The organism is Streptomyces sp. NPDC007983, assembly GCF_042958345.1.
Lineage (GTDB): Bacteria > Actinomycetota > Actinomycetes > Streptomycetales > Streptomycetaceae > Streptomyces.
In genome coordinates this window covers 240,015-261,153 of the sequence record NZ_JBIBJI010000008.1, presented here as the reverse complement: position 1 = coordinate 261,153, position 21,139 = coordinate 240,015, and the positions used below count along the sequence as shown (strand labels likewise).

24 protein-coding genes and 1 pseudogene are annotated in these 21,139 nt (G+C 71.5%); 17 read left to right on the top strand and 8 right to left on the bottom strand.

The features are described from left to right. Nucleotides 1–21: 21 nt before the first annotated feature. From ACFZCY_RS25725 to ACFZCY_RS25710, 4 genes are all read right to left on the bottom strand, one after another. Nucleotides 22–888, bottom strand: coding sequence for an alpha/beta fold hydrolase (locus ACFZCY_RS25725; RefSeq protein ID WP_391177721.1), 867 nt, complete (start codon nt 886–888; stop codon nt 22–24). Between the two features lie 77 nt (nt 889–965). Further along, a complete protein-coding gene (locus ACFZCY_RS25720; protein WP_391177717.1) occupies nt 966–1,919 on the bottom strand; it encodes a zinc-binding dehydrogenase in 954 nt (317 codons plus the stop codon). After that, a complete protein-coding gene (locus tag ACFZCY_RS25715) occupies nt 1,916–2,737 on the bottom strand; it encodes an ABC transporter permease subunit (RefSeq protein WP_391177714.1) in 822 nt (273 codons plus the stop codon). The genes ACFZCY_RS25720 and ACFZCY_RS25715 overlap by 4 nt, the downstream gene beginning before the upstream one ends. Further along, nucleotides 2,734–3,591 (bottom strand): ATP-binding cassette domain-containing protein, encoded by an 858-nt coding sequence (locus ACFZCY_RS25710; protein ID WP_391177711.1) that lies wholly within the window; start codon nt 3,589–3,591, stop codon nt 2,734–2,736. Before ACFZCY_RS25710 ends, ACFZCY_RS25715 begins: the two co-directional genes overlap by 4 nt. A gap of 248 nt (nt 3,592–3,839) precedes the next feature. On the opposite strand from ACFZCY_RS25710, the gene ACFZCY_RS25705 reads away from it, so the two are divergent. The 8 genes from ACFZCY_RS25705 to ACFZCY_RS25670 are packed head-to-tail and all read left to right on the top strand — an operon-like array spanning nt 3,840 to nt 10,119. Beyond that, a complete protein-coding gene (locus ACFZCY_RS25705; RefSeq protein ID WP_391177708.1) occupies nt 3,840–5,084 on the top strand; it encodes a Rieske 2Fe-2S domain-containing protein in 1,245 nt (414 codons plus the stop codon). Then, nucleotides 5,081–5,203 (top strand): hypothetical protein, encoded by a 123-nt coding sequence (locus ACFZCY_RS25700; protein ID WP_391177705.1) that lies wholly within the window; start codon nt 5,081–5,083, stop codon nt 5,201–5,203. Before ACFZCY_RS25705 ends, ACFZCY_RS25700 begins: the two co-directional genes overlap by 4 nt. Beyond that, complete coding sequence (locus ACFZCY_RS25695) at nt 5,200–6,561, top strand: M20 family metallopeptidase (RefSeq protein WP_391177703.1); 1,362 nt, start codon at nt 5,200–5,202, stop codon at nt 6,559–6,561. Before ACFZCY_RS25700 ends, ACFZCY_RS25695 begins: the two co-directional genes overlap by 4 nt. After that, entirely contained in the window at nt 6,558–7,520 is a 963-nt protein-coding gene (locus ACFZCY_RS25690) for a catechol 1,2-dioxygenase (RefSeq protein ID WP_391177700.1), read from the top strand. Before ACFZCY_RS25695 ends, ACFZCY_RS25690 begins: the two co-directional genes overlap by 4 nt. Continuing rightward, nucleotides 7,517–8,380, top strand: a complete 864-nt coding sequence (locus ACFZCY_RS25685) for an alpha/beta fold hydrolase (protein ID WP_391177696.1) — start codon at nt 7,517–7,519, stop codon at nt 8,378–8,380. The genes ACFZCY_RS25690 and ACFZCY_RS25685 overlap by 4 nt, the downstream gene beginning before the upstream one ends. Before the next feature lie 13 nt (nt 8,381–8,393). Then, complete coding sequence (locus ACFZCY_RS25680; RefSeq protein ID WP_391177692.1) at nt 8,394–9,179, top strand: IclR family transcriptional regulator C-terminal domain-containing protein; 786 nt, start codon at nt 8,394–8,396, stop codon at nt 9,177–9,179. A 17-nt stretch (nt 9,180–9,196) separates the two neighbouring features. Then, nucleotides 9,197–9,712, top strand: a complete 516-nt coding sequence (locus ACFZCY_RS25675) for a MaoC family dehydratase N-terminal domain-containing protein (protein ID WP_391177690.1) — start codon at nt 9,197–9,199, stop codon at nt 9,710–9,712. Further along, nucleotides 9,709–10,119: an acyl dehydratase gene (locus tag ACFZCY_RS25670; RefSeq protein WP_391177687.1), complete on the top strand. Its 411-nt coding sequence runs from the start codon at nt 9,709–9,711 to the stop codon at nt 10,117–10,119. Before ACFZCY_RS25675 ends, ACFZCY_RS25670 begins: the two co-directional genes overlap by 4 nt. 38 nt (nt 10,120–10,157) lie before the next feature. Here the strand turns inward: ACFZCY_RS25670 and ACFZCY_RS25665 are convergent, their stop codons facing one another. Further along, entirely contained in the window at nt 10,158–11,135 is a 978-nt protein-coding gene (locus ACFZCY_RS25665; protein WP_391177684.1) for an ABC transporter substrate-binding protein, read from the bottom strand. 139 nt (nt 11,136–11,274) lie between these two features. On the opposite strand from ACFZCY_RS25665, the gene ACFZCY_RS25660 reads away from it, so the two are divergent. The 7 genes from ACFZCY_RS25660 to ACFZCY_RS25630 all read left to right on the top strand — a co-directional run bounded on the left by ACFZCY_RS25660 (nt 11,275) and on the right by ACFZCY_RS25630 (nt 17,424). Further along, entirely contained in the window at nt 11,275–12,297 is a 1,023-nt protein-coding gene (locus tag ACFZCY_RS25660; protein WP_391177681.1) for an FAD-dependent oxidoreductase, read from the top strand. 1 nt (nt 12,298) lies between these two features. Further along, complete coding sequence (fdxA, locus tag ACFZCY_RS25655; RefSeq protein WP_391177677.1) at nt 12,299–12,625, top strand: ferredoxin; 327 nt, start codon at nt 12,299–12,301, stop codon at nt 12,623–12,625. Next, nucleotides 12,622–13,434 carry a fumarylacetoacetate hydrolase family protein gene (locus tag ACFZCY_RS25650; protein ID WP_391177674.1) on the top strand — a complete coding sequence of 271 codons (813 nt, stop codon included), beginning with the start codon at nt 12,622–12,624 and terminating at the stop codon, nt 13,432–13,434. Before fdxA ends, ACFZCY_RS25650 begins: the two co-directional genes overlap by 4 nt. Beyond that, nucleotides 13,431–14,381 (top strand): acetaldehyde dehydrogenase (acetylating), encoded by a 951-nt coding sequence (locus ACFZCY_RS25645; protein WP_391177672.1) that lies wholly within the window; start codon nt 13,431–13,433, stop codon nt 14,379–14,381. Before ACFZCY_RS25650 ends, ACFZCY_RS25645 begins: the two co-directional genes overlap by 4 nt. Then, nucleotides 14,378–15,394, top strand: a complete 1,017-nt coding sequence (gene dmpG, locus ACFZCY_RS25640) for a 4-hydroxy-2-oxovalerate aldolase (protein WP_391177669.1) — start codon at nt 14,378–14,380, stop codon at nt 15,392–15,394. The genes ACFZCY_RS25645 and dmpG overlap by 4 nt, the downstream gene beginning before the upstream one ends. Continuing rightward, nucleotides 15,391–16,425, top strand: coding sequence for an LLM class flavin-dependent oxidoreductase (locus ACFZCY_RS25635; RefSeq protein ID WP_391177666.1), 1,035 nt, complete (start codon nt 15,391–15,393; stop codon nt 16,423–16,425). The genes dmpG and ACFZCY_RS25635 overlap by 4 nt, the downstream gene beginning before the upstream one ends. A 192-nt stretch (nt 16,426–16,617) precedes the next feature. After that, entirely contained in the window at nt 16,618–17,424 is an 807-nt protein-coding gene (locus tag ACFZCY_RS25630; RefSeq protein WP_391177664.1) for an IclR family transcriptional regulator C-terminal domain-containing protein, read from the top strand. Nucleotides 17,425–17,566: 142 nt separating this feature from the next. Here ACFZCY_RS25630 and ACFZCY_RS25625 read toward each other — a convergent pair. Together ACFZCY_RS25625 and ACFZCY_RS25620 are read right to left on the bottom strand one after the other, a co-directional pair. Beyond that, nucleotides 17,567–17,876: pseudogene (locus tag ACFZCY_RS25625) on the bottom strand (PIG-L family deacetylase); the annotation flags it as partial. Between the two features lie 85 nt (nt 17,877–17,961). Further along, nucleotides 17,962–18,612, bottom strand: a complete 651-nt coding sequence (locus ACFZCY_RS25620) for an FCD domain-containing protein (RefSeq protein WP_391177661.1) — start codon at nt 18,610–18,612, stop codon at nt 17,962–17,964. A gap of 216 nt (nt 18,613–18,828) precedes the next feature. On the opposite strand from ACFZCY_RS25620, the gene ACFZCY_RS25615 reads away from it, so the two are divergent. Further along, complete coding sequence (locus ACFZCY_RS25615) at nt 18,829–19,014, top strand: hypothetical protein (RefSeq protein ID WP_391177658.1); 186 nt, start codon at nt 18,829–18,831, stop codon at nt 19,012–19,014. A 22-nt stretch (nt 19,015–19,036) separates the two neighbouring features. Here ACFZCY_RS25615 and ACFZCY_RS25610 read toward each other — a convergent pair whose 3' ends face one another. Then, nucleotides 19,037–19,513 carry a hypothetical protein gene (locus ACFZCY_RS25610; protein ID WP_391177655.1) on the bottom strand — a complete coding sequence of 159 codons (477 nt, stop codon included), beginning with the start codon at nt 19,511–19,513 and terminating at the stop codon, nt 19,037–19,039. Nucleotides 19,514–19,818: 305 nt separating this feature from the next. On the opposite strand from ACFZCY_RS25610, the gene ACFZCY_RS25605 reads away from it, so the two are divergent. Further along, a complete protein-coding gene (locus tag ACFZCY_RS25605) occupies nt 19,819–21,123 on the top strand; it encodes an extracellular solute-binding protein (protein ID WP_391177653.1) in 1,305 nt (434 codons plus the stop codon). Nucleotides 21,124–21,139: the final 16 nt, after the last annotated feature.

The window sequence follows — 21,139 nt, the reverse complement described above, 5'->3', positions numbered from 1 at the left end:
CTCCGCGCTGTGTCAGCTGTTTCAGGCGTGCTGTTGGTTCAGGAAGCCGGAGACGACGGTGTAGTAGTCGTGGGGGCGTTCTTCCTGGAGGTGGTGCGAGACGTCGTTCATCACGTGCAGATTGCCCCGGGGGATCATGCGGGCCAGCATCAGCGGATAGTCCGGAGTGAGGAAGGCGTCGTACATGCCCCACATGAACAGCGTCGGTGCCTGGATGCGGCCGAGCGCGCCGGTGAGGTCCTGCCAGTCGCCGCGCGGGTTGTCGGAGGCCCCGGCGAGCGCCCTCTCCTCCGGGTCCAGGCTCTGTTCGTACCGCATCGTCACCGTGGCGTCGGGGATGGCGTCCGGGTCGTACCACTCCAGGCGCGCCATCAGCTCGCGCATCTTCTGCCACGACGGGCCGCTCCCCCCGTAGTACACGTCGCGGGCGTTGCGCCCGCGGCGGCCGCCTTCGGGCAGCGGGGCCAGCGGACCGTGGAAGACGGGCATGCTGCCGGTGATGACGAGGGACCGGACCCGCTCGGGGTACAGGGCGGCCAGGTTGAGCGCGATGGTGCCGCCCCAGGAGTTGCACACGAAGTCGGCGCGCTCCAGGCCGAGGGTGTCCATCAGCGCCACGGTCTTGGCGGCGTGGTAGTCCCACATCGGGCCCTTGATGACCGGCTTCGCCGACTTGCCGTACTGCAGGATGTCCACCAGGAAGCACCGGCGGTCCGCGGCGAAGAGCCGCGACACCTGGCCGAAGTCCGACCAGCCGGTGCACCCGGGGCCGCCTCCGTGGAGGAAGACGGTGGGGCTGCCCTGCCCCGTCTCGATGTAGTGGTACGTGACGCCGTCCGCCTCCGCGGCGGCCCCGGCCGGGGGTGCCTGGATGTCCATGAGGTCCATGCACCGATGGTGTGACGGCCGGGGCGTGCGCCCAAGCGATCCGGTCCGCTGAGCGGGCCGCCGGGGCAGGCCGCGGGTCAGGACAGGTCGAGCGCCACCTTGCCCACCGCGGCCCCGGTGCGCAGCCGCTCCACCGCCTCGGCCAGCCGGTCGGGGGTGTAGCGCTCGATCGGCAGGGTCAGCTCTCCGGACATCAGATCGCCGAGCAGCGCCTCGGTGTCGGCGGCCACCTCCTTGCCCCGCGACATCAGGTTGACGGGCAGCAGCGCCACGTCGGCCAGGAGCCAGTCCGCGAGGTCGACGGCGAGCTCCCGTCCGGCGGTGTAGCCGACCAGGGCCGCCCGGCCGCGCGGCCGGACCAGCCCGAGGGCGTCGCGCAGCACCGGACCGCCGACGGTGTCGATGAGCGCGTCGACCGGCCCGCCCACGGCCTCCGGCGACAGGTCCGTGGCCAGGACCGCCTTGCCGGGGGCCGGGACGTGGGCGAGCTTGGCCGGGCGGCCGACCACGCCGATGACCTCCGCCCCGGCCCGCGCCGCGATCTGCACCGTCAGGGCGCCGACCGCGCCCGCCGCGCCGGTCACCAGCACCCGCTCCCCCGGCTGTACGCCCGCGACCGAGTGCACCGCGGCCCAGGCCGAGCCCGCCGGGGAGAAGTAGCTGCACGCCAGCGCGGGGTCGGTGCCCTCGGGGACCGGGGACACGGCCGCGTCGGGCGCCACCACGTGGTCGGCCCAGCTGCCGTCCCGGCGCATCCCCAGACCCTTGCCGTTGATCTTGACCAGGGCGCCCTCGGGGTGGGTGTCGGAGGCCAGCACGACCCCGCACCCCGTGGTGCCGGGCACGGTGGGCAGATCGGGCAGGATGCCGAACGCGCCGTCCACGATGTTCAGGTCGAGGTGGCCCACTTGCGCGGCCAGGACCCGTACGAGGGTCTGACCGGGCCGCCGTTCCGGCACGGGCCGCTCCGCCGGCCGGGGCAGGGTGCCGAAGCGCTCCAGGACGAGGGTCCGTGACGTCTGGCTGCTCACAGTTTCACTCCATAACGACTCAGGGCACGGGAGGCGGCGACGCGGAGCACGCGATCGTAGACGAACCCGAGGATGCCCAGGGTGATGATCCCGACGAATACCCAGTCGATGCGACCGTAGTTGCGGGAGGTCCAGATGAGGGATCCGAGGCCCACCTGCGAGGCGACGATCTCCGCGGACACGATGGTCAGAAAGCTGTTGCCCATCGCCAGCCGCGCGCCGGTGACGATGTGGGGCACGGTCGAGGGCAGGACGACGCATCGCAGGATCTGGCGGCGGTTCGCGCCCAGGCTCGCCGCGGCGCGCAGTTTCGACTCGTGCACGGCCATGACGCCGGCGCTGGTGTTCAGGGTGACGATGAAGACCGACGTATAGAAGATGAGGACGACCTTCGACGACTCGCCGATGCCCAGCCACACCACCGCCAGGGTCACGAACGCGACCGGGGGGATGAACCGGAAGAACTCGATGTAGGGGTCGAGCAGATGCCGTACGAGCGGGATCTGCCCGATCAGCAGGCCGACCGGTACGCCCACGGCGAGGCCCAGACCCCAGCCGATCAGGATGCGGCGGCCGGAGGCGATGACCGAGTTGAACAGGGTGCCGTCGGCGGCCAGCTCCCTGGCCGCCGTCAGGGTCTCGCTCGGGGAGGCGACCAGGGCGGAGCCGTACGCCACCGCCAGCAGCTGCCACACGGCGATCCCGGCGAGGACGGACACCGCGTACAGCCCGGCCGCCCGCAGCGGCCCGGCGGCCACCCGGCCGGGGCGCCGCCCGGGGCGCGGGGTGGCGGAGGGGCCGGCCGTCACGGTGGTCATGGGGTCTCCTCGTCGAGGTCGAGTCCCTGGCCGCGCAGGGCCTTGCGCACTTCCTCGCCGATGTCCTCCCGCAGGGCGCGGCGGAGTTCGACGGCGGCCGGATCCGTCTCGTCGCGGGGCCTGGGCAGATCCACCGGGTAGACGGCCTTGACCGAGGCGGCCGGGCCCGCGGTCATCACGGCGATCCGGTCGGCCAGCAGGATCGCCTCGTCGATGTCGTGGGTGACGAAGACGACGGTGCAGCCCGAGGCCTTCCAGATGCGGCCCATCTCGTCCTGCATCACCTGGCGGGTCTGGGCGTCGAGCGCGCCGAACGGCTCGTCCATCAGCACCACCCGCGGCCCGCCCGCCAGCACCCGGGCGATCTGCACCCGCTGGCGCATGCCCCCGGAGAGCTGGCCGGGGAACCGGTCGGCGCAGTGGCGCAGCCCGACCAGACCGAGGTAGGTGTCGGCCAGCTCGGCCCGCTCCGCCCGGGACTGTCCGCGCATCCGCGGGCCGAAGGCCACGTTCTCGCGTACGGTCATCCAGTCGAACAGGGCCTCGCTGCTCTGGAAGACCATGCCGAGACCGGGGTCGGGGCCGGTGACCGGGGCGCCGTCGACGGTGAGGCCGCCCTCGTGCACCGGCACGAACCCGGCCATGGCGGACAGCAGCGTGGACTTGCCGCAGCCGCTCGGCCCGAGCAGACAGAGGAACTCACCGGCGGCGATGTCGAGCGAGATGTCCCGTACCGCCTCGAAGGAGCCGAACCGGATGCCGACCCCGGTGGCGGACACCGCCGCGCCACGTGTTCCGCCGCTCCCGGGCGCCGGGCCGCCCGGGAGCCGGGGGGTTGCGATGGTCTTCGTCATCGTGCTCCCTTCGCCGAATGGGCGCACGGTAGAACGCGGCGGCGCGCCCGCGCATGACCGGGGTTCCGCTCAGCGGGACGCCCACCGCCCGGCGCCCTGCCGGCGGGTTCCGCGCCAGGTGGACGCCGCCCCCGCGCACCTCCCGCGGCACCGGGTGTTCCGCTGAGCGGGACGAGTCCGTAGGCGAACGCGGCGGGCCCGCGCATTCTCGGTGCCACGGTTCGTACGGCAGCGGGAGGACACGCACGATGACGGTCGAGGGCTCGCCCGATACCCAACACACCGGCCGGGGCCGCGGCAGAGCTGCGGGGGAACCGGGCCGCCAGGACTGGGCCTCATGGCCCCATTACGACGCGGCGGGCTCGGGCTTCCGGGGCTACTGGTACCCGGTCACCTGGTCCAGCCACATCACCGGCAAGCCGCTCCCGTTCACCCTCTGCGGCGAGAAGATCACGCTGATCCGGGACGGCGGCACGGCGTACGCGCTGCACAACCGGTGCCCGCACCGCGGGGTGCCGCTGTCGGAGGGCGATCAGCAGTTTCCGGGCACCGTGAGCTGCCCGTACCACGGATGGACGTTCGACCTGCCCACCGGCAAGCTGGCCGCGGTCATCACCGACGGGCCCGGCTGCCGGCTGACCGGCAAGGTCGGGGTGCGGACGTACCCGGTGGAAGAGCGCCTGGGCATGGTGTGGGTGTACATCCCCCTCGCCGACGAGGAGCCGCACTCCATCGATTCACAGCTTCCCGAGGAACTCGTCGGCAACGGGTTCGTCATGGGCGGCCGGATAGAGCCGCGCGGTGGCAACTGGCGCTTCGCCTGCGAGAACGGCTTCGACGAGGGCCATGCGAAGTATCTGCACCGCACCGCGCTGTGGCGGCTGTTCAAGCCCATGCCCACCTGGAACATCACCCGGATCGTGCCCAAGGGGCGCTGGATCTTCCGGGTGCAGGACGAGGTGCACTGGGAGGCCGACTACCCCGGTGTCGGCCGCTGGTCCAACAAGCGGTGGTGGAAGATGCAGCCGCCGAAGGAGACCTTCAACATCGGCAACACCGGCAAGGCCGACAAGATCAATCCGACGATCGAGGCACAGGAGTTCCCCGGCTTCGCGTCCCTGTCGATGCCGGGTGTGCTGCGCATCGCCTATCCGAAGTTCATCCACTACGAGTTCTACGTCCCGGTGGACGAGGACAACCACCGCTACGTCGGGGTGATGGTCAACTTCACCGAGGGCTGGAAGACGCTCGGCTTCTACGCCAAGTACCTGGGCGCCGTCCGCTGGCTGTTCCACGGGCAGTTCTCCGGCCAGGACGCCTGGATGGTGGACGTCACCGACGCGCCCCCGGAGAAGCTCTACCGCCCCGATGTCTCGCTGACCTCGTGGCGGAACCTCAGCGAGGAGGAGTACGGCAAGAAGCTGGCCGCGGTCGGCGCCGACTCCCCCGAAGCCCCCTCCTCCACGAAGCCCACCCGCGAGAAGAAGGCATGACCATGGGCCGTACCCTGCTCACCCTGCTGGCCGGGGCCGCGATCGCCGCGAGTCTCCCCCTGGCCAGGAAGCGCGTCGCGCGCACCACCATGACCCAGGTCCACAGGATCAACCAGTGACCGGCGGCGGACCGGCGGGCACTGACGGACCCGACGGCCTGGCCGGACTGGACGAGCGGCGGCGCGCCTGGGTCGCCGAGGCCTGGCGCCACATCACCCCCGGCCGGCTGCGCGAGCTGATCACGGGTCTGGTCGACGCCCCCAGCCCGACCGGCGACGAAGGGCCGCTCGCCGCACACATCGCGGAGTCGCTTCGGGCCGCCGGATGCCACGCCCGAGTGCAGCCGGTCGACGACCGGCAGGCCAACGCCTGGGCCCGCCTCGACGGCGACGGCACAGGACCCGACCTCATGCTCTACGCGCCCATCGACACCCTGACGGTCGGCGAGGAGAGCGAGGACCTTCCCTGGATCGGCCCCGAGCTGCGCCCCGACATGCGCCCGCGCGCCACCGTCCACGGCGATCTGGTGACCGGGCTCGGGGCGTCCAATCCGAAGGGCCACGCCGCGTGCGTGATGATGGCCGCCGAGGCCATCCGCCGCGCCGGTGTCCCGCTCACCGGCGATCTCGTCGCGGCGTTCGGCGCGGGCGGCATGCCCACCAACGCCCGGCCCGGCGGGGTCCGCCACAACACGGGCCAGGGCGTGGGCTGTTCGTTCCTGCTGGAGCAGGGGGTGTGGACCGACTACGCGGTGATCGCCAAACCCGGCTGGACGGTGTCCTGGGACGAGGTCGGGCTCGTGTGGTTCGAAGTCACCGTGCGCGGCCTGCACACCTATGTGGGGTCGCGCCACCGCCTGCCGTACGACAACGCCATCGCGAACGCGGGCACGGTCGCGCTGCGCCTGGAGGAGTGGTTCGCGGCGTACGCGCTCCGCCACACCGGTGGCACGGTCGCGCCGCAGGGCGTGGTGGCCTCGGTCCGCGGCGGATGGCCGCGCATGGCGGCCACGACGCCGGCGGCCTGCACGCTCAGGGTGGATCTGCGGATCGGCCCGGACCTGGCCCCGATGCGGGCCAAGCGGGAATTCCTGGCCGCGCTCGACACGATCCGCGAGGACACCGGGATCGATGTCACCGCGGAGATGATCCTCGCCATCCCCGGGACCCGGACCGACCCGGACAGCTGGGTGTGCCGCAGCGCGATCGCGGGCTGGGAGGCCCTGGAGGGCCGTCCGCACGAGGTGATCCGTGGCAACAGCGGTGCCACCGACGCCAACATCCTGCGCGGCCGGGGCGTGCCCACGGTGCGCGTCGGCATGCCGAAGGTGAGCGAGGCACCCTTCGAGATCGACTTCGCGCGGGGGATGAACACGGTCGACGTCCGGGCCATGGAGGCGCTGACCCGCCATCTGATCCGCACCGCCGTCGACACCGTCACCCGCACGCGCGACGAGGTGGAAGGAGAGCCTGAATGACCGACATCGTTCTGGGTGTGGGCGCGTCACACAGCACGCTGATGAACACCCACTGGGAGGAGACCCTCCACAAGGACCGCGCCGAGCGGTTCCGGGACGCGCTGCGGGAGGCGCGCGACGAGATCGCGGCGGCCCGCCCCGACACCGTGATCCTGGTGGGCTCCAACCACTTCCGCGGCTTCTGGCTGGACCTCATCCCCAGCTTCACCATCGGCGTGGGCGAGTGCGTGGCCAGCGGCGAGTCCGGCACCCCGGAGGGCCCGCAGCCGGTGGACGTCCCCCTCGCCCGGCACATCGCGAACACCCTGGTGGAGGGCGGCCGTTTCGACCTGGCGTACTCGGCCAGACTGCAGATCGACCACGGCCAGTCGCACGCCGTCCAGTATCTGCTCGACGGTCTTGACGTGGAGATCGTGCCGCTGGTGGTGAACGTGTTCGCCCATCCGCTGCCCACCCTCGACCGCTGCGAGCGGCTGGGCCGGGCCATCCGGGACGCGGTGCTGGGGTTCCCCGAGGGCCGCCGGGTGGCGGTGATCGGCTCCGGCGGGCTCTCGCACCGGCTGCCGTGGCCGGACTGGCGCGATCCGCGCGGCGACGACGAGGAGTTCATGGTGGGCGCGTGGCTGAACGGCCGCGACCACTGGAAGGACTACGACGTCAGGCGCCGCGAGATCATCCGGGCCGCCGAGGCCGCGATCAACGAGGACTTCGACGAGGAGTTCCTGAACCTGGTGACCAGCGGCCGGACCCATGAGGTGACCCGGTACACCACCGAGGAACTCGAGAAGGTGGCGGGCAACGGCGCCCAGGAAGTGCGCACCTGGCTGCTCATGGCGGCCCTGCTCGGCCACGCCCCCGGACGGCGGCTGGCGTACGAATCCCTGCCCGAATGGCTCACCGGCATGGGCGTCGCCGTCCTCGACCCCGCACAGAATCACACCAGCGAAAGGCAGCCATGAGCATCTGGACGGAACTGTCGGGCATCGACTACCGGCACGCCTACGTGAAAACCGGCGACATCACCACCCGGGCCCTGCAGGCGGGTCCCGAGGACGGTGAGCACGTGGTGTTCCTGCACGGCACCACCGGCCACCTGGAGGCGTTCGTACGCAACATCCCGGCGTACACCGAGCGCGGCTACCGCTGCCACGCCATCGACATGCTCGGCCACGGCTATACCGGCAAGCCCGACCGGCCCGGGGAGATCCCGGCCTACGTCGAGCATCTGATGGCCTACCTGGACGCGGTGGGCGCCGAGCGGGCGCATCTGGTCGGCGAGTCGCTGGGCGGCTGGGTGGCGTCCTGGGCGGCGAGCGAGTACCCGGACCGGGTGGCCTCGCTCCAGCTGCTGTGCATGGGCGGCACCAAGGTCAACCCGGAGGTGATGGAGCGGCTGAAGACCTCGACCCGCGCCGCGGCGCTCGAGGACGACGTGTCCTTCACCCGGGAGCGGCTGCGGCTGCTGTGGGCGGAGTGGGACGAGGAGCTGGGTGAGGAGCTGACCCGGATCCGCTACGAGATCTACCACCGCCCCGAGTTCCAGGAGAACCTGCACAATCTGCTGGCGCTGCAGGAGGTCGATCGACGGGAACGCAATCTGCTGCGGCCGGACCGGATGGCGAGGATCAAGGCGCCGACCCTGGTGGTGTGGGGCAACAAGAACCCGTTCGGGGCCGTGCCGGAGGCGGAGGCCATCACCGCCGCCATCCCCGGGGCCCGGCTGGAGATCTTCAACGAGTGCGGGCACTGGCCGCAGCACGAGAAGGCCGAGGTGTACAACCCGCTCAGCCTGGCGTTCCTCGACGAGACGACGCGATGAGGGGGTGCCCGGCATGACCGTCGTCCCGCTCGACCACGCCACATCACCGTCCTGTCCCGACTCGATGAACTCCGTCCTCGGCAAGGTGCGCCCGATCCTGGAGGCATTCACCGCCGACGACAGCACCCTCTCCCTCGCCGACCTGGTGCGCCGTACGGGCGTGGCGAAGGCCACCGTCCACCGGCTCGCCCAGGAACTGGTCGTCTGGGGGCTGCTGGAGCGGGCGGGCTGCGACTACCGGCTGGGGCTGCGCCTGTTCGAGATCGGCCAGCGGGTGCACCGGCAGCGGATCCTGCGCGAGGTGGCGCAGCCGTACATGGAGGACCTGCTGCTGGCCACCCGGGAGACCATCCACTTCGCGATCCACGACGGCCTCGACGTCGTCTACCTGGAGAAGATCCTGCCGCATCGCGGGCTGAGCGAGGAGTCCCGGGTGGCGGGGCGGCTTCCGCTGTACTGCACCGCCACCGGCAAGGCCATCCTGGCCTTTTCGCCGAAGTCCCTGGCCGGAGAGGTGATCGGCAACGGGCTGAAACCCTTCACCCGGTACACGATCACCTCGCCCGCGCGGCTGCTGTGCCAGCTGGAGCGGGTCCGGGAGCAGGGCATCGCCACCGAGGCGGAGGAGATCCGGCTGGGCTATCTGAGCATGGCCGTACCGGTCTTCGCCGTCGGGGGCTCGCTGGCGGGCGCGCTGTCCATCACCGCGCCCACCTACCGTTTCGACGCCGCCACCCACACGGGGGCGCTGCGCACCGCGGGGCTGGGAATCAGCCGGGCACTGCGGGCCGCCCTGTGACGGCGCTGGAGGAGGTGGTGACGCGGGCACCGTCGCTGATCGGCCGGTGGGAGGCCGAGGACTGCGGGGTGCTGACGGTCAAGGAGTTCTGCCGGTACGCCACCGCGGTGGGCGATGACGCGTACGCGGCCCGGGCCCGCGCCCGGGAGGCGGCCGGGGAGCCCGTGGAGGCTCCTCCCCTGTTCCTCGCGGCGATGATGGGCTGGGAGGACGGTCCGCCCGAGGACGAGTTGCGCCCGGACGGCCTGGCCACCAGGGAGTCCCCGTGTACGCAGGGGTTGCCGGTGCGCCTGGTGCACGGCGGCCAGTCGGTGCGGCTCGCCGGGGTTCCGGTGGCGGGCGCCCGGATCACCGCGTCCCGGGCGCTGATGTCGGCGGACCGGAAGGGAGGCCGCTCGGGTGAGTTCGTCCTGCTGGGCGTGACCACCCGTTTCACCGCGGAGGACGGGACGGAGCTGATGGCCGTGGACGAGACGATCGTCGTGCTCGACGGGGGCACCGCCCCGGACGACGGGAAGGGGGGCGCCGCGTGAGCACCCCCACCGCCGGGCAGGTCTGCCCGCCACGCCGCTACACCCACAGCAGGGTGCGGCTGTTCCGGTTCAGCGCCGTGTCGTGGAACGGGCACCGCATCCACTACGACGCGGAGTTCGCCGCCTCGGAAGGCTTCCCCGATGTGGTCGTGCAGTCCACCCTGCACGGCGAGACGCTGGTCCAGTACGCCCTGGACTGGTCGGGCCCCGCCACGCGACTGGAGGGGGTGAGCTGGCGCAACCGGGCGACCGCCGTGGCCGGTGAACCGCTCACCTGCACCGCGACGGTCACCGCGGTCGAGCCCGCCGCCGGGGGGCAGCGGGTGTCGCTGGAGATGTCCGTCCTCAAGGAGGACGGCACCGCGTGTGTCACCGGGACGGTCGAACTGACCTGCCCGGTGCGCTAGGTGTGCTGTCCCGTCACCAATGTGCCGGGACAGCACACCTAGCCGGCGTACCGCTCGTACCAGCCCGTCAGCAGGGCGCGGTCCAGATCGGGCGACTTCTTGATGAGCTTCTGCCCGGTGAGGAAGTCGGTGATCTCAGCGGACTGGTCGATGTCGGCGCCGGTGAGTCCGCGGACGCGGAAGGTGATCTCCGGGAGCACCTTCCGCGTCTGCTCCGTGGGCAGTTTCACCTGCCGGTTGGTGGCCTCCGCGGCGGCGCCGGGGTCGCGGGTCACCAGCCGGTCCGCGTCGGCGAGGACCTTGAGCACCTTCGCCGCGACCTCCCGGTTGCTCTTCAGCCAGCGGTCTTCCGCCAGCAGCCACTGCACATAGGTCACCCCGAAGTCGCCGCTGTGGCCGGCGATGTGGCCGCCCGCGTCGGCGCCCTTGGCGGCCCACGGCTCGTAGAGGACGTAGGCGTCGATCGAGCCCCTCCGCAGCAGCCCGGGCATCTCGGGCGGGGAGCTCTGGTGGATCGTCACGGACGCCGGATCGATGCCGTGGTGGCGCAGATACGTATGGGTCGCGTACAGGCCGAGTCCCTGGATGGACGCCATCGTCCTGATCTGCCGCGGTGAGGTGATGCCGTCCCGCAGGACGACCTTCAGATAGCGGTCGGAGGACTGGAACACGCCCAGCGCCCGCAGGCCCGGATCGCCCGCCATCAGCGGCAGCGCGGTGGAGTCGGCGTTGGCCGCCAGCTGCGCGGTGCCGGCCGTCACCGCCTGGCCCGCCGTCGGCCCGCCCTCGGTCCGCATCAGCTCGACGTTCACCCCCGCCTCGGCGAACATCCCCCGCTCCTTGGCCAGGTAGAAGGGTGCGTACGAGGCGTCGACGCCGAGGGCGACGCGCACCGTGGGCGCGCCCTTCACCTCCCCCGCGTCGGAGTCCACCGTCCCCGCCATGCAGGCGGGGACGAGGAGGAGCGCCGTACAGGCGACGAGCAGCCGCCCCGCCCTGCCGTTGTCCGGGTTCATGAGTCGTGACCTCCCAGTGCGGGATCCCTGTGGATCGCGCCACGTTCCCAGTGGCGGGTGCCTTCGCCGTAGCGTGGTGTCCCGCCAGACGGAACGGTTTCATTGGGTCCGGCCACGGCGGTCCCTACGCTCCCGGCCCATGAGCGTTCTTACCGATGTTCCGGCCACCCCGTCCGCGTCGGACGTGGTGGACACCGACATCCTCATCATCGGCGCCGGTCCGTCGGGACTCTACGGCGCGTATTACGCGGGGTTCCGCGGGCTGCGCGTGGCGGTCATGGACGTCCTTCCCCAATTGGGCGGCCAGATCAGCGCGATGTATCCGGAGAAGCCCATCTTCGACATCGCCGGTTTCCCCTCGGTGCGCGGTCGCGACCTGGTCGACGCCCTGGCGGCCCAGGCGGAGCCGTACGGGCCCGTGTATCTCCTGGGTCAGCGGGCGGTCGAGCTGTCCCACGGGGAGGACGGGCGCCCCGTGGTGCGCGGCGACGCGGGGACCACGGTCCGGGCCGGAGCGGTGGTGATCACCGGCGGGGTGGGGACGTTCACGCCCAGGCCCCTGCCCGCGGGCGAGGACTATCTCGGCCGCGGGCAGGTGTACTTCGTACCGGACCCGGCCGTCCACACCGGTCACGACATCGTGATCGTCGGCGGCGGGGACAGCGCGTTCGACTGGGCGGCGACCCTCGCTCCCCTGGCCCGGTCCGTCACCCTGGTCCACCGCCGGGACAGATTCCGGGCCCACGGCTCGACCGTGGAGAAGGTGCGGTCCCTGGGCATCGAGATCATCACCGACACCGAGGTGACCGGGGTGCGCGGAGCGGAGCGCCTGGAAGAGGTGACGATCCGCCATCGCCTCACCAAGGACACCCGGACCCTGCCGGCGCAGACCGTCGTCGCCGCCCTCGGCTTCACCGCCGACCTCGGCCCGCTCCAGCACTGGGGCCTGGAGCTGCGAGCACGGCGGATCGCCGTGGACACCCGGATGGCCACCAGTGTGCCGCGGGTGTTCGCCGCCGGGGACATCACCGACTACCCGGGCAAGGTGCGGCTGATCTCCGTCGGCTTCGGCGAGGTCGCCACCGCGGTCAACAACGCGGCCACCGTGATCGATCCGGAGGCGATGTTGTTCCCCGGGCATTCCACAGAGAAGGAGAACTGACATGGCCTACGTCATCGGCCCGGCCTGCGTCGACATCATGGACCGCTCCTGCATGGAGGAATGCCCGGTCGACTGCATCTACGAGGGTGAGCGCAAGCTCTACATCAACCCGGTGGAGTGCATCGACTGCGGCGCCTGCGAGACCGCCTGCCCCGAGCAGGCGATCGCGGTGGACCGGCTGGCCGGGCCCGAGCACCGCGAGGACAACCGCCGCTTCTTCACCGAGCCGCTGCCCGGTCGTACGGAGCCGCTGGGCACCCCCGGCGGCGCCGCCGGGCTCGGCCCCGTCGGCGTCGACACCCCCCTCGTGGCGGGGGCCGGCGCATGACGGGCCGCGAACTTCCCCCGGAGGTGACGAAGGCGGCCGACACCCTGCTGGAGGCCACCCGCACCGGGCTGGTGTGCCCGCCGGTGCGCACGCTCCTCGCCGACGGCGACATCGGGGCCGCGTACGCGGTGCAGCGGGTGAACGTCGGGCGTGGGGTGGCCGCCGGGCGGTCGATCGCCGGCCGTAAGATCGGCCTGACCTCGCCCGCCGTACAGGCCCAACTCGGCGTGGACCAGCCGGACTTCGGGACGCTGTTCGCCGATATGGCGGTTCCCGAGGGCGGTGTGGTGGCGGCCGGGCGGCTGCTGCAGCCCAAGGTGGAGGCGGAGGTGGCGCTCGTCCTCGGCGCCGATCTGCCGCACCGCGACTGCACGGTGGCCGATGTGCTGCGGGCGGCCGATGTCGCGCTGCCCGCGCTGGAGATCGTGGACAGCCGGATCGCCGAGTGGAACATCGGCATCGTGGACACGGTCGCCGACAACGCCTCCTGCGGGCTGTACGTACTGGGCTCCACCTCCGTGCCACTGACCGGGCTCGATCTGCGCGAGGTGCGGATGACGATGACCCGCGGCGGCCGGACGGTCTCGGAGGGCACCGGCGCCGACTGCCTCGGCAGCCCGCTGCAGGCCGCGGCCTGGCTCGCCTCGGCCGTCGCCGCCCAGGGCGATCCGCTGCGGGCCGGGGAGGTCCTGCTGACCGGGGCGCTGGGGCCGATGGTGCCCGCGGCCCCGGGCGATCGGTTCGAGGCTCATTTCAGTCGACTGGGCCGGGTCACGGTCGAGTTCGCGACGGAGGGAGACAGGTCATGAGCAGCCGTACCAAGGTCGCCGTCATCGGCTCCGGCAACATCGGCACCGATCTCATGATCAAGGTGCTGCGGCTGTCGGAGACCCTGGAGATGGCGGCGGTGGCGGGCATCGACCCGGACTCCGACGGCCTCGCCCGCGCCCGCCGCCTGAAGGTGGCCACGACGCACCAGGGCGTGGACGGGCTGGTCGCGCTGGACGAGTTCGCCGATGTGCGGATCGTCTTCGACGCCACCTCGGCGGGTGCCCACCGCCGCCACGACGAGACGCTGCGCGCCCTCGGGCGTACGGTGGTCGACCTCACCCCGGCCGCCATCGGCCCCTATGTGGTGCCGCCGGTGAACCTCGACGCCCATCTGCACAGCCCAAATGTCAACATGGTGACCTGCGGCGGCCAGGCCACGATCCCGGTCGTCGCCGCCGTCTCGGCCGTCACCCCTGTGCACTACGGGGAGATCGTCGCCTCCATCGCCTCCCGCTCGGCCGGCCCGGGCACCCGGGCCAACATCGACGAGTTCACCGAGACCACCGCCTCCGCCATCGAGCGGGTCGGCGGAGCGGGCCGGGGCAAGGCCATCATCGTCCTCAACCCGGCCGAACCACCGCTGATCATGCGGGACACCGTGCACTGTCTGGTCTCGGAGTGCGACGAGGCGGCGGTCACCGCCTCGATCGAGGCCATGGTGGGCCGCGTACAGGCCTATGTCCCGGGCTACCGCCTCAAACAGAAGGTGCAGTTCGACCGGATCGACGGCGACGACCCGCTGCGCACCCTCCTGCCGCCCGGCGCGGGACGCGGCGCGGCGAAGGTGTCGGTGTTCCTGGAGGTCGAGGGCGCCGCCCACTACCTCCCGGCGTACGCGGGCAACCTCGACATCATGACCTCGGCCGCGCTGCGCACCGCGGAGCGCCTGGCCACCCACCACACCGGCGAGGAGGCAGCACGATGACCCCGGCCGCCCTGTACATCCAGGACGTCACCCTGCGCGACGGCATGCACGCCATCCGCCACCGCTACACCGTCGACCAGGCCCGCGCCATCGCCGCCGCCCTGGACGCCGCCCGCGTCGGGGCCATCGAGATCGCCCACGGCGACGGCCTGGCAGGCTCCAGCGTCAACTACGGTGTCGGCGCGCACACCGACTGGGAGTGGATCGAGGCGGTCACCGGCGCCGTCCGGCACGCGGTCCCCACCACCCTGCTGCTGCCGGGCATCGGCACCGTGCGCGACCTGCGGCGGGCCCACGCCCTCGGCATCCGCTCGGTGCGTATCGCGACCCACTGCACCGAGGCCGACATCTCCGCCCAGCACATCTCCGCCGCCCGCGAGCTGGGCATGGACGTCGCGGGCTTCCTGATGATGTCCCACATGGCCGAGCCCGCGGAACTCGCCCGGCAGGCGAAGCTGATGGAGTCCTACGGCGCCCACTGCGTGTACGTCACCGACTCCGGCGGGCGGCTGACCATGGACGGGGTGCGCGACCGCTTCCGCGCCTACCGCGACGTCCTCTCGCCCGACACCGAACTGGGCATCCACGCCCACCACAATCTGGGGCTCGGGGTGGCCAACAGTGTGGTCGCCGTGGAGAACGGCGTCACCCGCGTCGACGCCTCGCTGGCCGGACAGGGCGCGGGCGCGGGAAACTGCCCGCTGGAAGCGTTCATCGCGGTGGCCGATCTGCTGGGGTGGCCGCACGGCTGCGATCTGTTCCCGCTGATGGACGCCGCCGACGACCTGGTCCGGCCGCTCCAGGACCGGCCGGTGCGGGTGGACCGGGAGACCCTGAGCCTCGGCTACGCGGGCGTGTACTCCAGCTTTCTGCGCCACGCCGAGACGGCGGCCGCCCGCTACGGCCTGGACACGCGCACCATCCTCGTCGAGGTCGGACGGCGCGGCATGGTCGGCGGCCAGGAAGACATGATCACGGACGTGGCGCTGGACCTGGCGGAGGGGCGGGCATGAGTGCGGGGGCGCTCCGGCCGCGGATCGGGATCCGGGTACCGCCGTGCGACCGGGCGGACCGGGTGGCCCGGACCGTGCGGCGGGCCGAGGAGCTGGGCTTCGACCAGGTGTGGTTCCCCGACTCCCAGCTGCTGTGGCGGGACGTGTTCACCACCCTGACCGCGGCCGCGCTGGCCACCGAGCGCATCGGCCTGGGCACCGCGGTCACCAATGTGGCGACCCGGCATCCGGCCGTCGTGGCGTCGGCCGCACGCAGCGTGGCCGAGCTGGCCCCCGGCCGGTTCACCCTCGGCCTCGGCGTGGGCAACAGCTCGGTCGGCCCGATCGGGATGCGGCAGACCACCTCGGCGGCGATGCGCGAGGGGGTGGGCATGCTGCGGGCGCTGCTGGACGGGCGGGACTGGGACTTCGGCGGCGGTGTCCACTCCCGGCTGCGCGATCCCGGGCCGCGGATTCCGCTCCACCTCGCGGCGAGCGGGCCGAAGAACCTGCGGCTCGCCGGTGAGATCGCCGACGGCGCCATCCTGCTCAGCGGCGTGTCCCCGAAGACCCTGGCCGGGGCCGCCGCCCGGGTGTGTGAGGGCGCCGAGGCCGTGGGCCGGGCGGCGTCGGCGGTCCCGCTGACGGTGTCCGCGTTCTGCGCGGTGACCGACGACGTCGAGGCCGAGGCGCGGCGGATCAAACCGATCTGCGCGTCGATCGCGCAGAACGGCGGGGCGCCCTTCCTCGCCCTCGCGGGGATCGAGGTGGACGTCCCCGCCACGGTAGAGGGGGTCTACCCGGATCTGGTGCACGCCGATGACTGGGACGCGGCCGTCGCGGTGTGTTCGGAGTGGGTCAGCGACGAGGCGGCCGTGCGTTTCGCCCGGGAGTTCTGTCTGTTCGGCACCGCCGCGCAGATCGCCGAACGGCTCACGGCCCTGCACGACGCCGGGGTGTCCGGAGTCTTCCTCCAGCATGTGGGCTCCTACGATCCGCCCACCGAGCTGATCGAGGCGGTCGGATCCGCGGTATTGCCGGAAATCTCGTAGCCCTTCACGGGCATACACCGCCCGCGGAACGAAGGATTTCCGGGCATTGACAAAAATTGGCGAAAGGACTGCGGAACGGCTTGACGTCACGCTCCCTTCCGGCCTCCCCGAAAAGCGCCTATCGTTCTCTTCCTCGGCTCTGGTGGCCGCCCCGATACCGGCGCGGCCACGCAGATGAGGAGGTCAAACGCAGTGACTGGGTACGTGTATGCCGAAAAGGACACCGAGCCGCGGCAGATCCGCGAGACCCCCAAGTCGGTTCTCGGCAAGGTCGGCCTCATTCTGTCCGCTTTCCGGGACAACGACTTCGCCCTCAGTCTCGCGGAGTTGACGGCCCGTACCGGGGTCGCCAAGGCCACCGTCCACCGGCTGTGCCAGGAACTCGTCGACGGAAATCTCCTGGAGCGGGAGGGAGCCAAGTACCGGCTCGGGCTCCAGCTGTACGAGATCGGCCTGCGCGCGCCCCGCCAGCGCACCCTGCGCGAGGCCGCCAGGCCCGTCATCGAGAATCTCGCGCAGAAGCTCGACAACGCGGTGAACCTGGCCGTGCCCAGCGGTTCGGAGCTGCTGTGCATCGAGAACGCGGGCAGGCACCGCAACCGGGCCCGGTCCACCGCGGGCGGCCGCCGTCTCCGACTGCACTGCAGCGCCGCGGGGAAGCTCACCCTCGCGATGCTCCCCGAGCAGTACCCGCTGTCCCGGGTGATCCCGCTGATGGACCGCCGTACGCCCCGTACCCTCACTCCTGCCCGGCTGCCCGCCGAGCTGGCCCGGATCAGGGAGCAGGACTACGCCGTGGAGGTCGAGGAGGCCCGGCGCGGCTATCTCGCCGTCGCGGTGCCGGTGCGCGGTCTCGACCAGGCGTACCTGGCCGCACTGGCGGTCATCGCGCCCACGGCGGGCAGCAGCATCCCCCGGATGCACACCGCGCTGACCGAGGCGTCCCGCGCCATCACCTCACGCCTCGCCATCTTCGAGGCGCACCGCGCCCCGCTCTGACAGCGCTGGCGGGCGGCGAAACGCCGGACGGTGTCGCGGCGCTCATCCCGCCGGGCCGCCACGGCCGGCCGGCGCGATCAGGACGGTGGCGAGCAGCGCGGTGTGGCGCGGGCGCGCGGCGGGTCGGTGACGATGGCGCCGCTCATGCCAGCTCCCCCGTGACCTGCGGGTACGGGCGCATATAGGCCTCGGCGTACACCGTCGGCGGCAGGCCGAGGTTGGGACCGGCGTTGCGCGCCAGCTGGACCCCGCGCCGCTTGGCGAGGTCGGTGTAGCAGGACCTGCGGGGTGAAGTCGCACATCTCGGGCTGGTGCGGTTCGAAGAAGAACACCGGCGGCGCGCCCAGCACCTCTCCGGGGGTGGGGTAGCCGATCGCCCGGGCCAGCACTCTCGCGTCCAGCGCCATACGGGCCGCCACCGGATGGTCAGCGTTGTACGGATCGGCCGGAGGTGGGCGCCTTGCCGTGCGTCATAGCTGAAATCTCCTTGGTGGACGGGTCGGTGACCCGCCCCGGCCGCGCCACGCGCGCGGCGCGTCATTCACGCAACGCGTCGATCACGCCCTCGAGGTGGGTGCGGACGGCGGTCCCGGCCGCCTGCGGGTCCCGGGCCCTGATCGCTTCGATCATGGCCAGATGCTCGCTCAGGGACTGCTGGGGGCGCCCCGGCCGCAGAGCGAGCTGGAAACGGTGGCGCACCAGCTGCGCGTTGAGCCGTTCCAGCAGTTCCACGGCCACCTGCTGGCCGGAGATCTCCCTGATCCGGGCGTGCAGTTCGTGGTTGAGCCGGGAGTACGTCATGGGTTCGCCGTCGGCGACGGCCTTGGACATCGCCGTGCCGAGATCGGCCAGTTCGGTCAGCTGCTCCTCAGTCGCCTCGACGGCCGCCTTGGCCGCGCACAGCCCTTCGAGGACCATGCGGCATTCGGTGATGGCCACCGCCTCCTCGACGGACACCACCCGCACCCGCGATCCGCGGTTGCGGATCCGTTCCACCAGCCCTTCCGACGCCAGATCGATCAGGGCCGCGCGGATGCTGGCCCGGGTCACACCGAACTGCTCGGCGAGTTCGTTCTCCACCAGCCGCTGGGCGGGTGCCATCTCGCCGCGCAGAATCGCCTGCCTCAGCTGGGTCAGCGCGTGCTGCTTGGCCTGCTCTCCGGTGCCTGGACGGGCTTCCTTCGGCATCGTGCTCTCCCTGAGTGAGTGCGTGTCGAAGGTAAATCTAGGCCAACAAGATTGTCAACGATTTTGTTCGCCACATTGCCGACAGCAGTCGCCGCATCGCCCGACTATGCTGATCACGCGCTGATACGCGCGACGGAGTCGGCCACTTCGGTGGCGGGAAGGTGGGACGTGCCCAAGCCTGTGCGTGCGACACTCGGGGACCGATGGATCACGTGCATGTTCTGCGAGGGGAGCTTCTTCCGCGACCGCAAGGTGAAGCTCAACAGCTCGGGGGCGGAGTTCCTCAACCTCGCCTGGGCGGACGAGTCCGCGACGGGGCTGATCTGCTGGGACTGCGGCTATGTCCATCTCTTCTCGAACAAGGACATAGAGCTGTACAAGACGAAGAAGGGCGAGGTCTGACGCCCGCCACCCGGCGCGGTGCTCAGACCGGGTGGATGGCCAGCTTGAACTCGGCGAGCACCAGCCTCGCCGAGGAGCTGCTGTTGTGAGAGACCATCAGCGCCAGCGGCGTCCGCGGATGGACGAACATCTCGTGGTGCTTGGTGAAGCACTGCACGCCGGGGCTCGGGGGCCGGTGGTCGGTGGCGGTCGAGTCCGCGCCTGTCGACAGCCCGAGCGGATCCCGTACGAACCGGTCCCGTAATTCGCCGTACCCCCCGGCCTCCCACTGGATCATCGCCGTCAGCGCACCCCATCCGCCGGCCGAGGGCCAGATCAGCCCCGCGCGGTCATCGGTACGCCAGTTCTTGATCGTGTAGCCGTCGGGCTGGACCACCTGATGCATGCCCAGGGCGTCGTAGGACTCGGCGGTGCCGAAGGGGAACCGCACCACGCGATACCCGCCGGGCGGGATCACCTGCGGCTCGGCGACGATCAACGAACAGATCTGCACGGCCACGACGCCTCCAGCGGGTCGGCCGGGGCGAGCCCCGGGGTGTGCGGGGTGATCCTGAAGCGTGGGGTCAGTCTGCGTCGGCGCGTGCCGCCTGTCCAACGAACCCCGCCGCACAGACCGAAGAGCGGATGTTCCCAGGTGTATCAGGTCTTTACAACGATGTAATCGGGTGATGGCATACCCCTGCCCGCCGAACCGCTCTTCCCCGCCCCGGAGTTGACCATGTCTCGCCCCGCCACACCGCCGCCCGATATCCCGAACAACGTTCTACGACCCGAATACCCGCACCCGTCGGGCGCGGAGGAACGATGACCGGCCTCACCAGGCGCGGGCTGCTGAGAGGGGCGGTGTACGGCGCGGGCGCGGCCGTCACCGGGTCCGCGCTCAGCGGCTGCGGTTCGATCGCCGGGAGCGTGACGAGCGGGGACGAGATCCGTTACTGGAACTTGTTCACCGGCCCCGACGGCGGGTTGATGAAGGACATGACGCGGAGCGTCGAGAAGCGCGTACCGGGTCTCAAGGTCAGGACGACGGTGCTGGAGTGGGGCCCGCCGTACTACACCAAGCTCGCGATGGCCTCGGCCGGCGGCCGCTCACCGGATGTGGCCATCCTGCACCTCACCCGGCTGGCGGGCTACGCCCCCGGCGGTCTGCTCGACCCCTGGGACATGGACCTGCTGGCCGAGTTCGGTCTGAGGCAGGACGACCTCAACCAGACGCTCGTCAAGCGGAGCCTGTACCAGGGCACTCCGTACGCCATCCCGCTGGACACCCACCCGTTCGTCGTCTTCTTCGACCGGGACGTCCTGGACAAGGCGGGGCTGCTCACGGGCGAGGGTCGGCTGGTACCCTTCGAATCGCCGAAGCACGCCCTGGAGCTGATGGACAAGCTCCGCAAGGATGGCGGCAAGCTCGGGCCCGTCTTCGGCCATGCCAACGACCCGGCGATGAGCTGGCGGATGTTCTGGTCGCTGTACAGCCAGACCGGCGCCACCTTCGACCTCTCGGGCGAGCGGGCCGAGATCGACGAGGACACCGCCGTGGAGGTGGTGGGCTTCATGGCCGAGCTGGCGCGCGACAGCCGCACGATGGACGTCCAGACGGCGGTCGCCGCCTTCGCCAACGGCCGGTCACCGATGATCTTCTCGGGCGAGTGGGACATGGCCACCTACCGGACCACCCTGAAGGACCGGTTGGGCGGCGCCCCCATCCCCCCCTTCTACGACCGTCCGGCGGGCGCGGCCGACAGCCACGCACTGGTGCTGCCGCACCAGGACAACCCGGATCCGGAGCGCCGGCGGCGCACCCACCAGTTCGTGGCGGAGCTGGTCCGGTCCGGGCTGACGTGGGCGACGGCCGGCCATATCCCGGCGTACCTCCCGGCGGTCTCGTCCGCCGCGTACGCCAAGCTGCGGCCGCAGTCCGAGTACGCGGACGCCGCGAAGCAGCTCGCGCTCGACCCGCCCGTGTGGTTCGCGGGCTCCGGATCGGACTTCCAGACGCGGATGTCCCAGGCCCTCGACCCCGCGATCGGCGGCTCCTCCGCGGCGAAGGCGGTACGCACGATGGTCTCCCAGATCAACACCCTGCTGGCCCAGCCGAATCCGGCCTGATGGCGACGGCACCGCA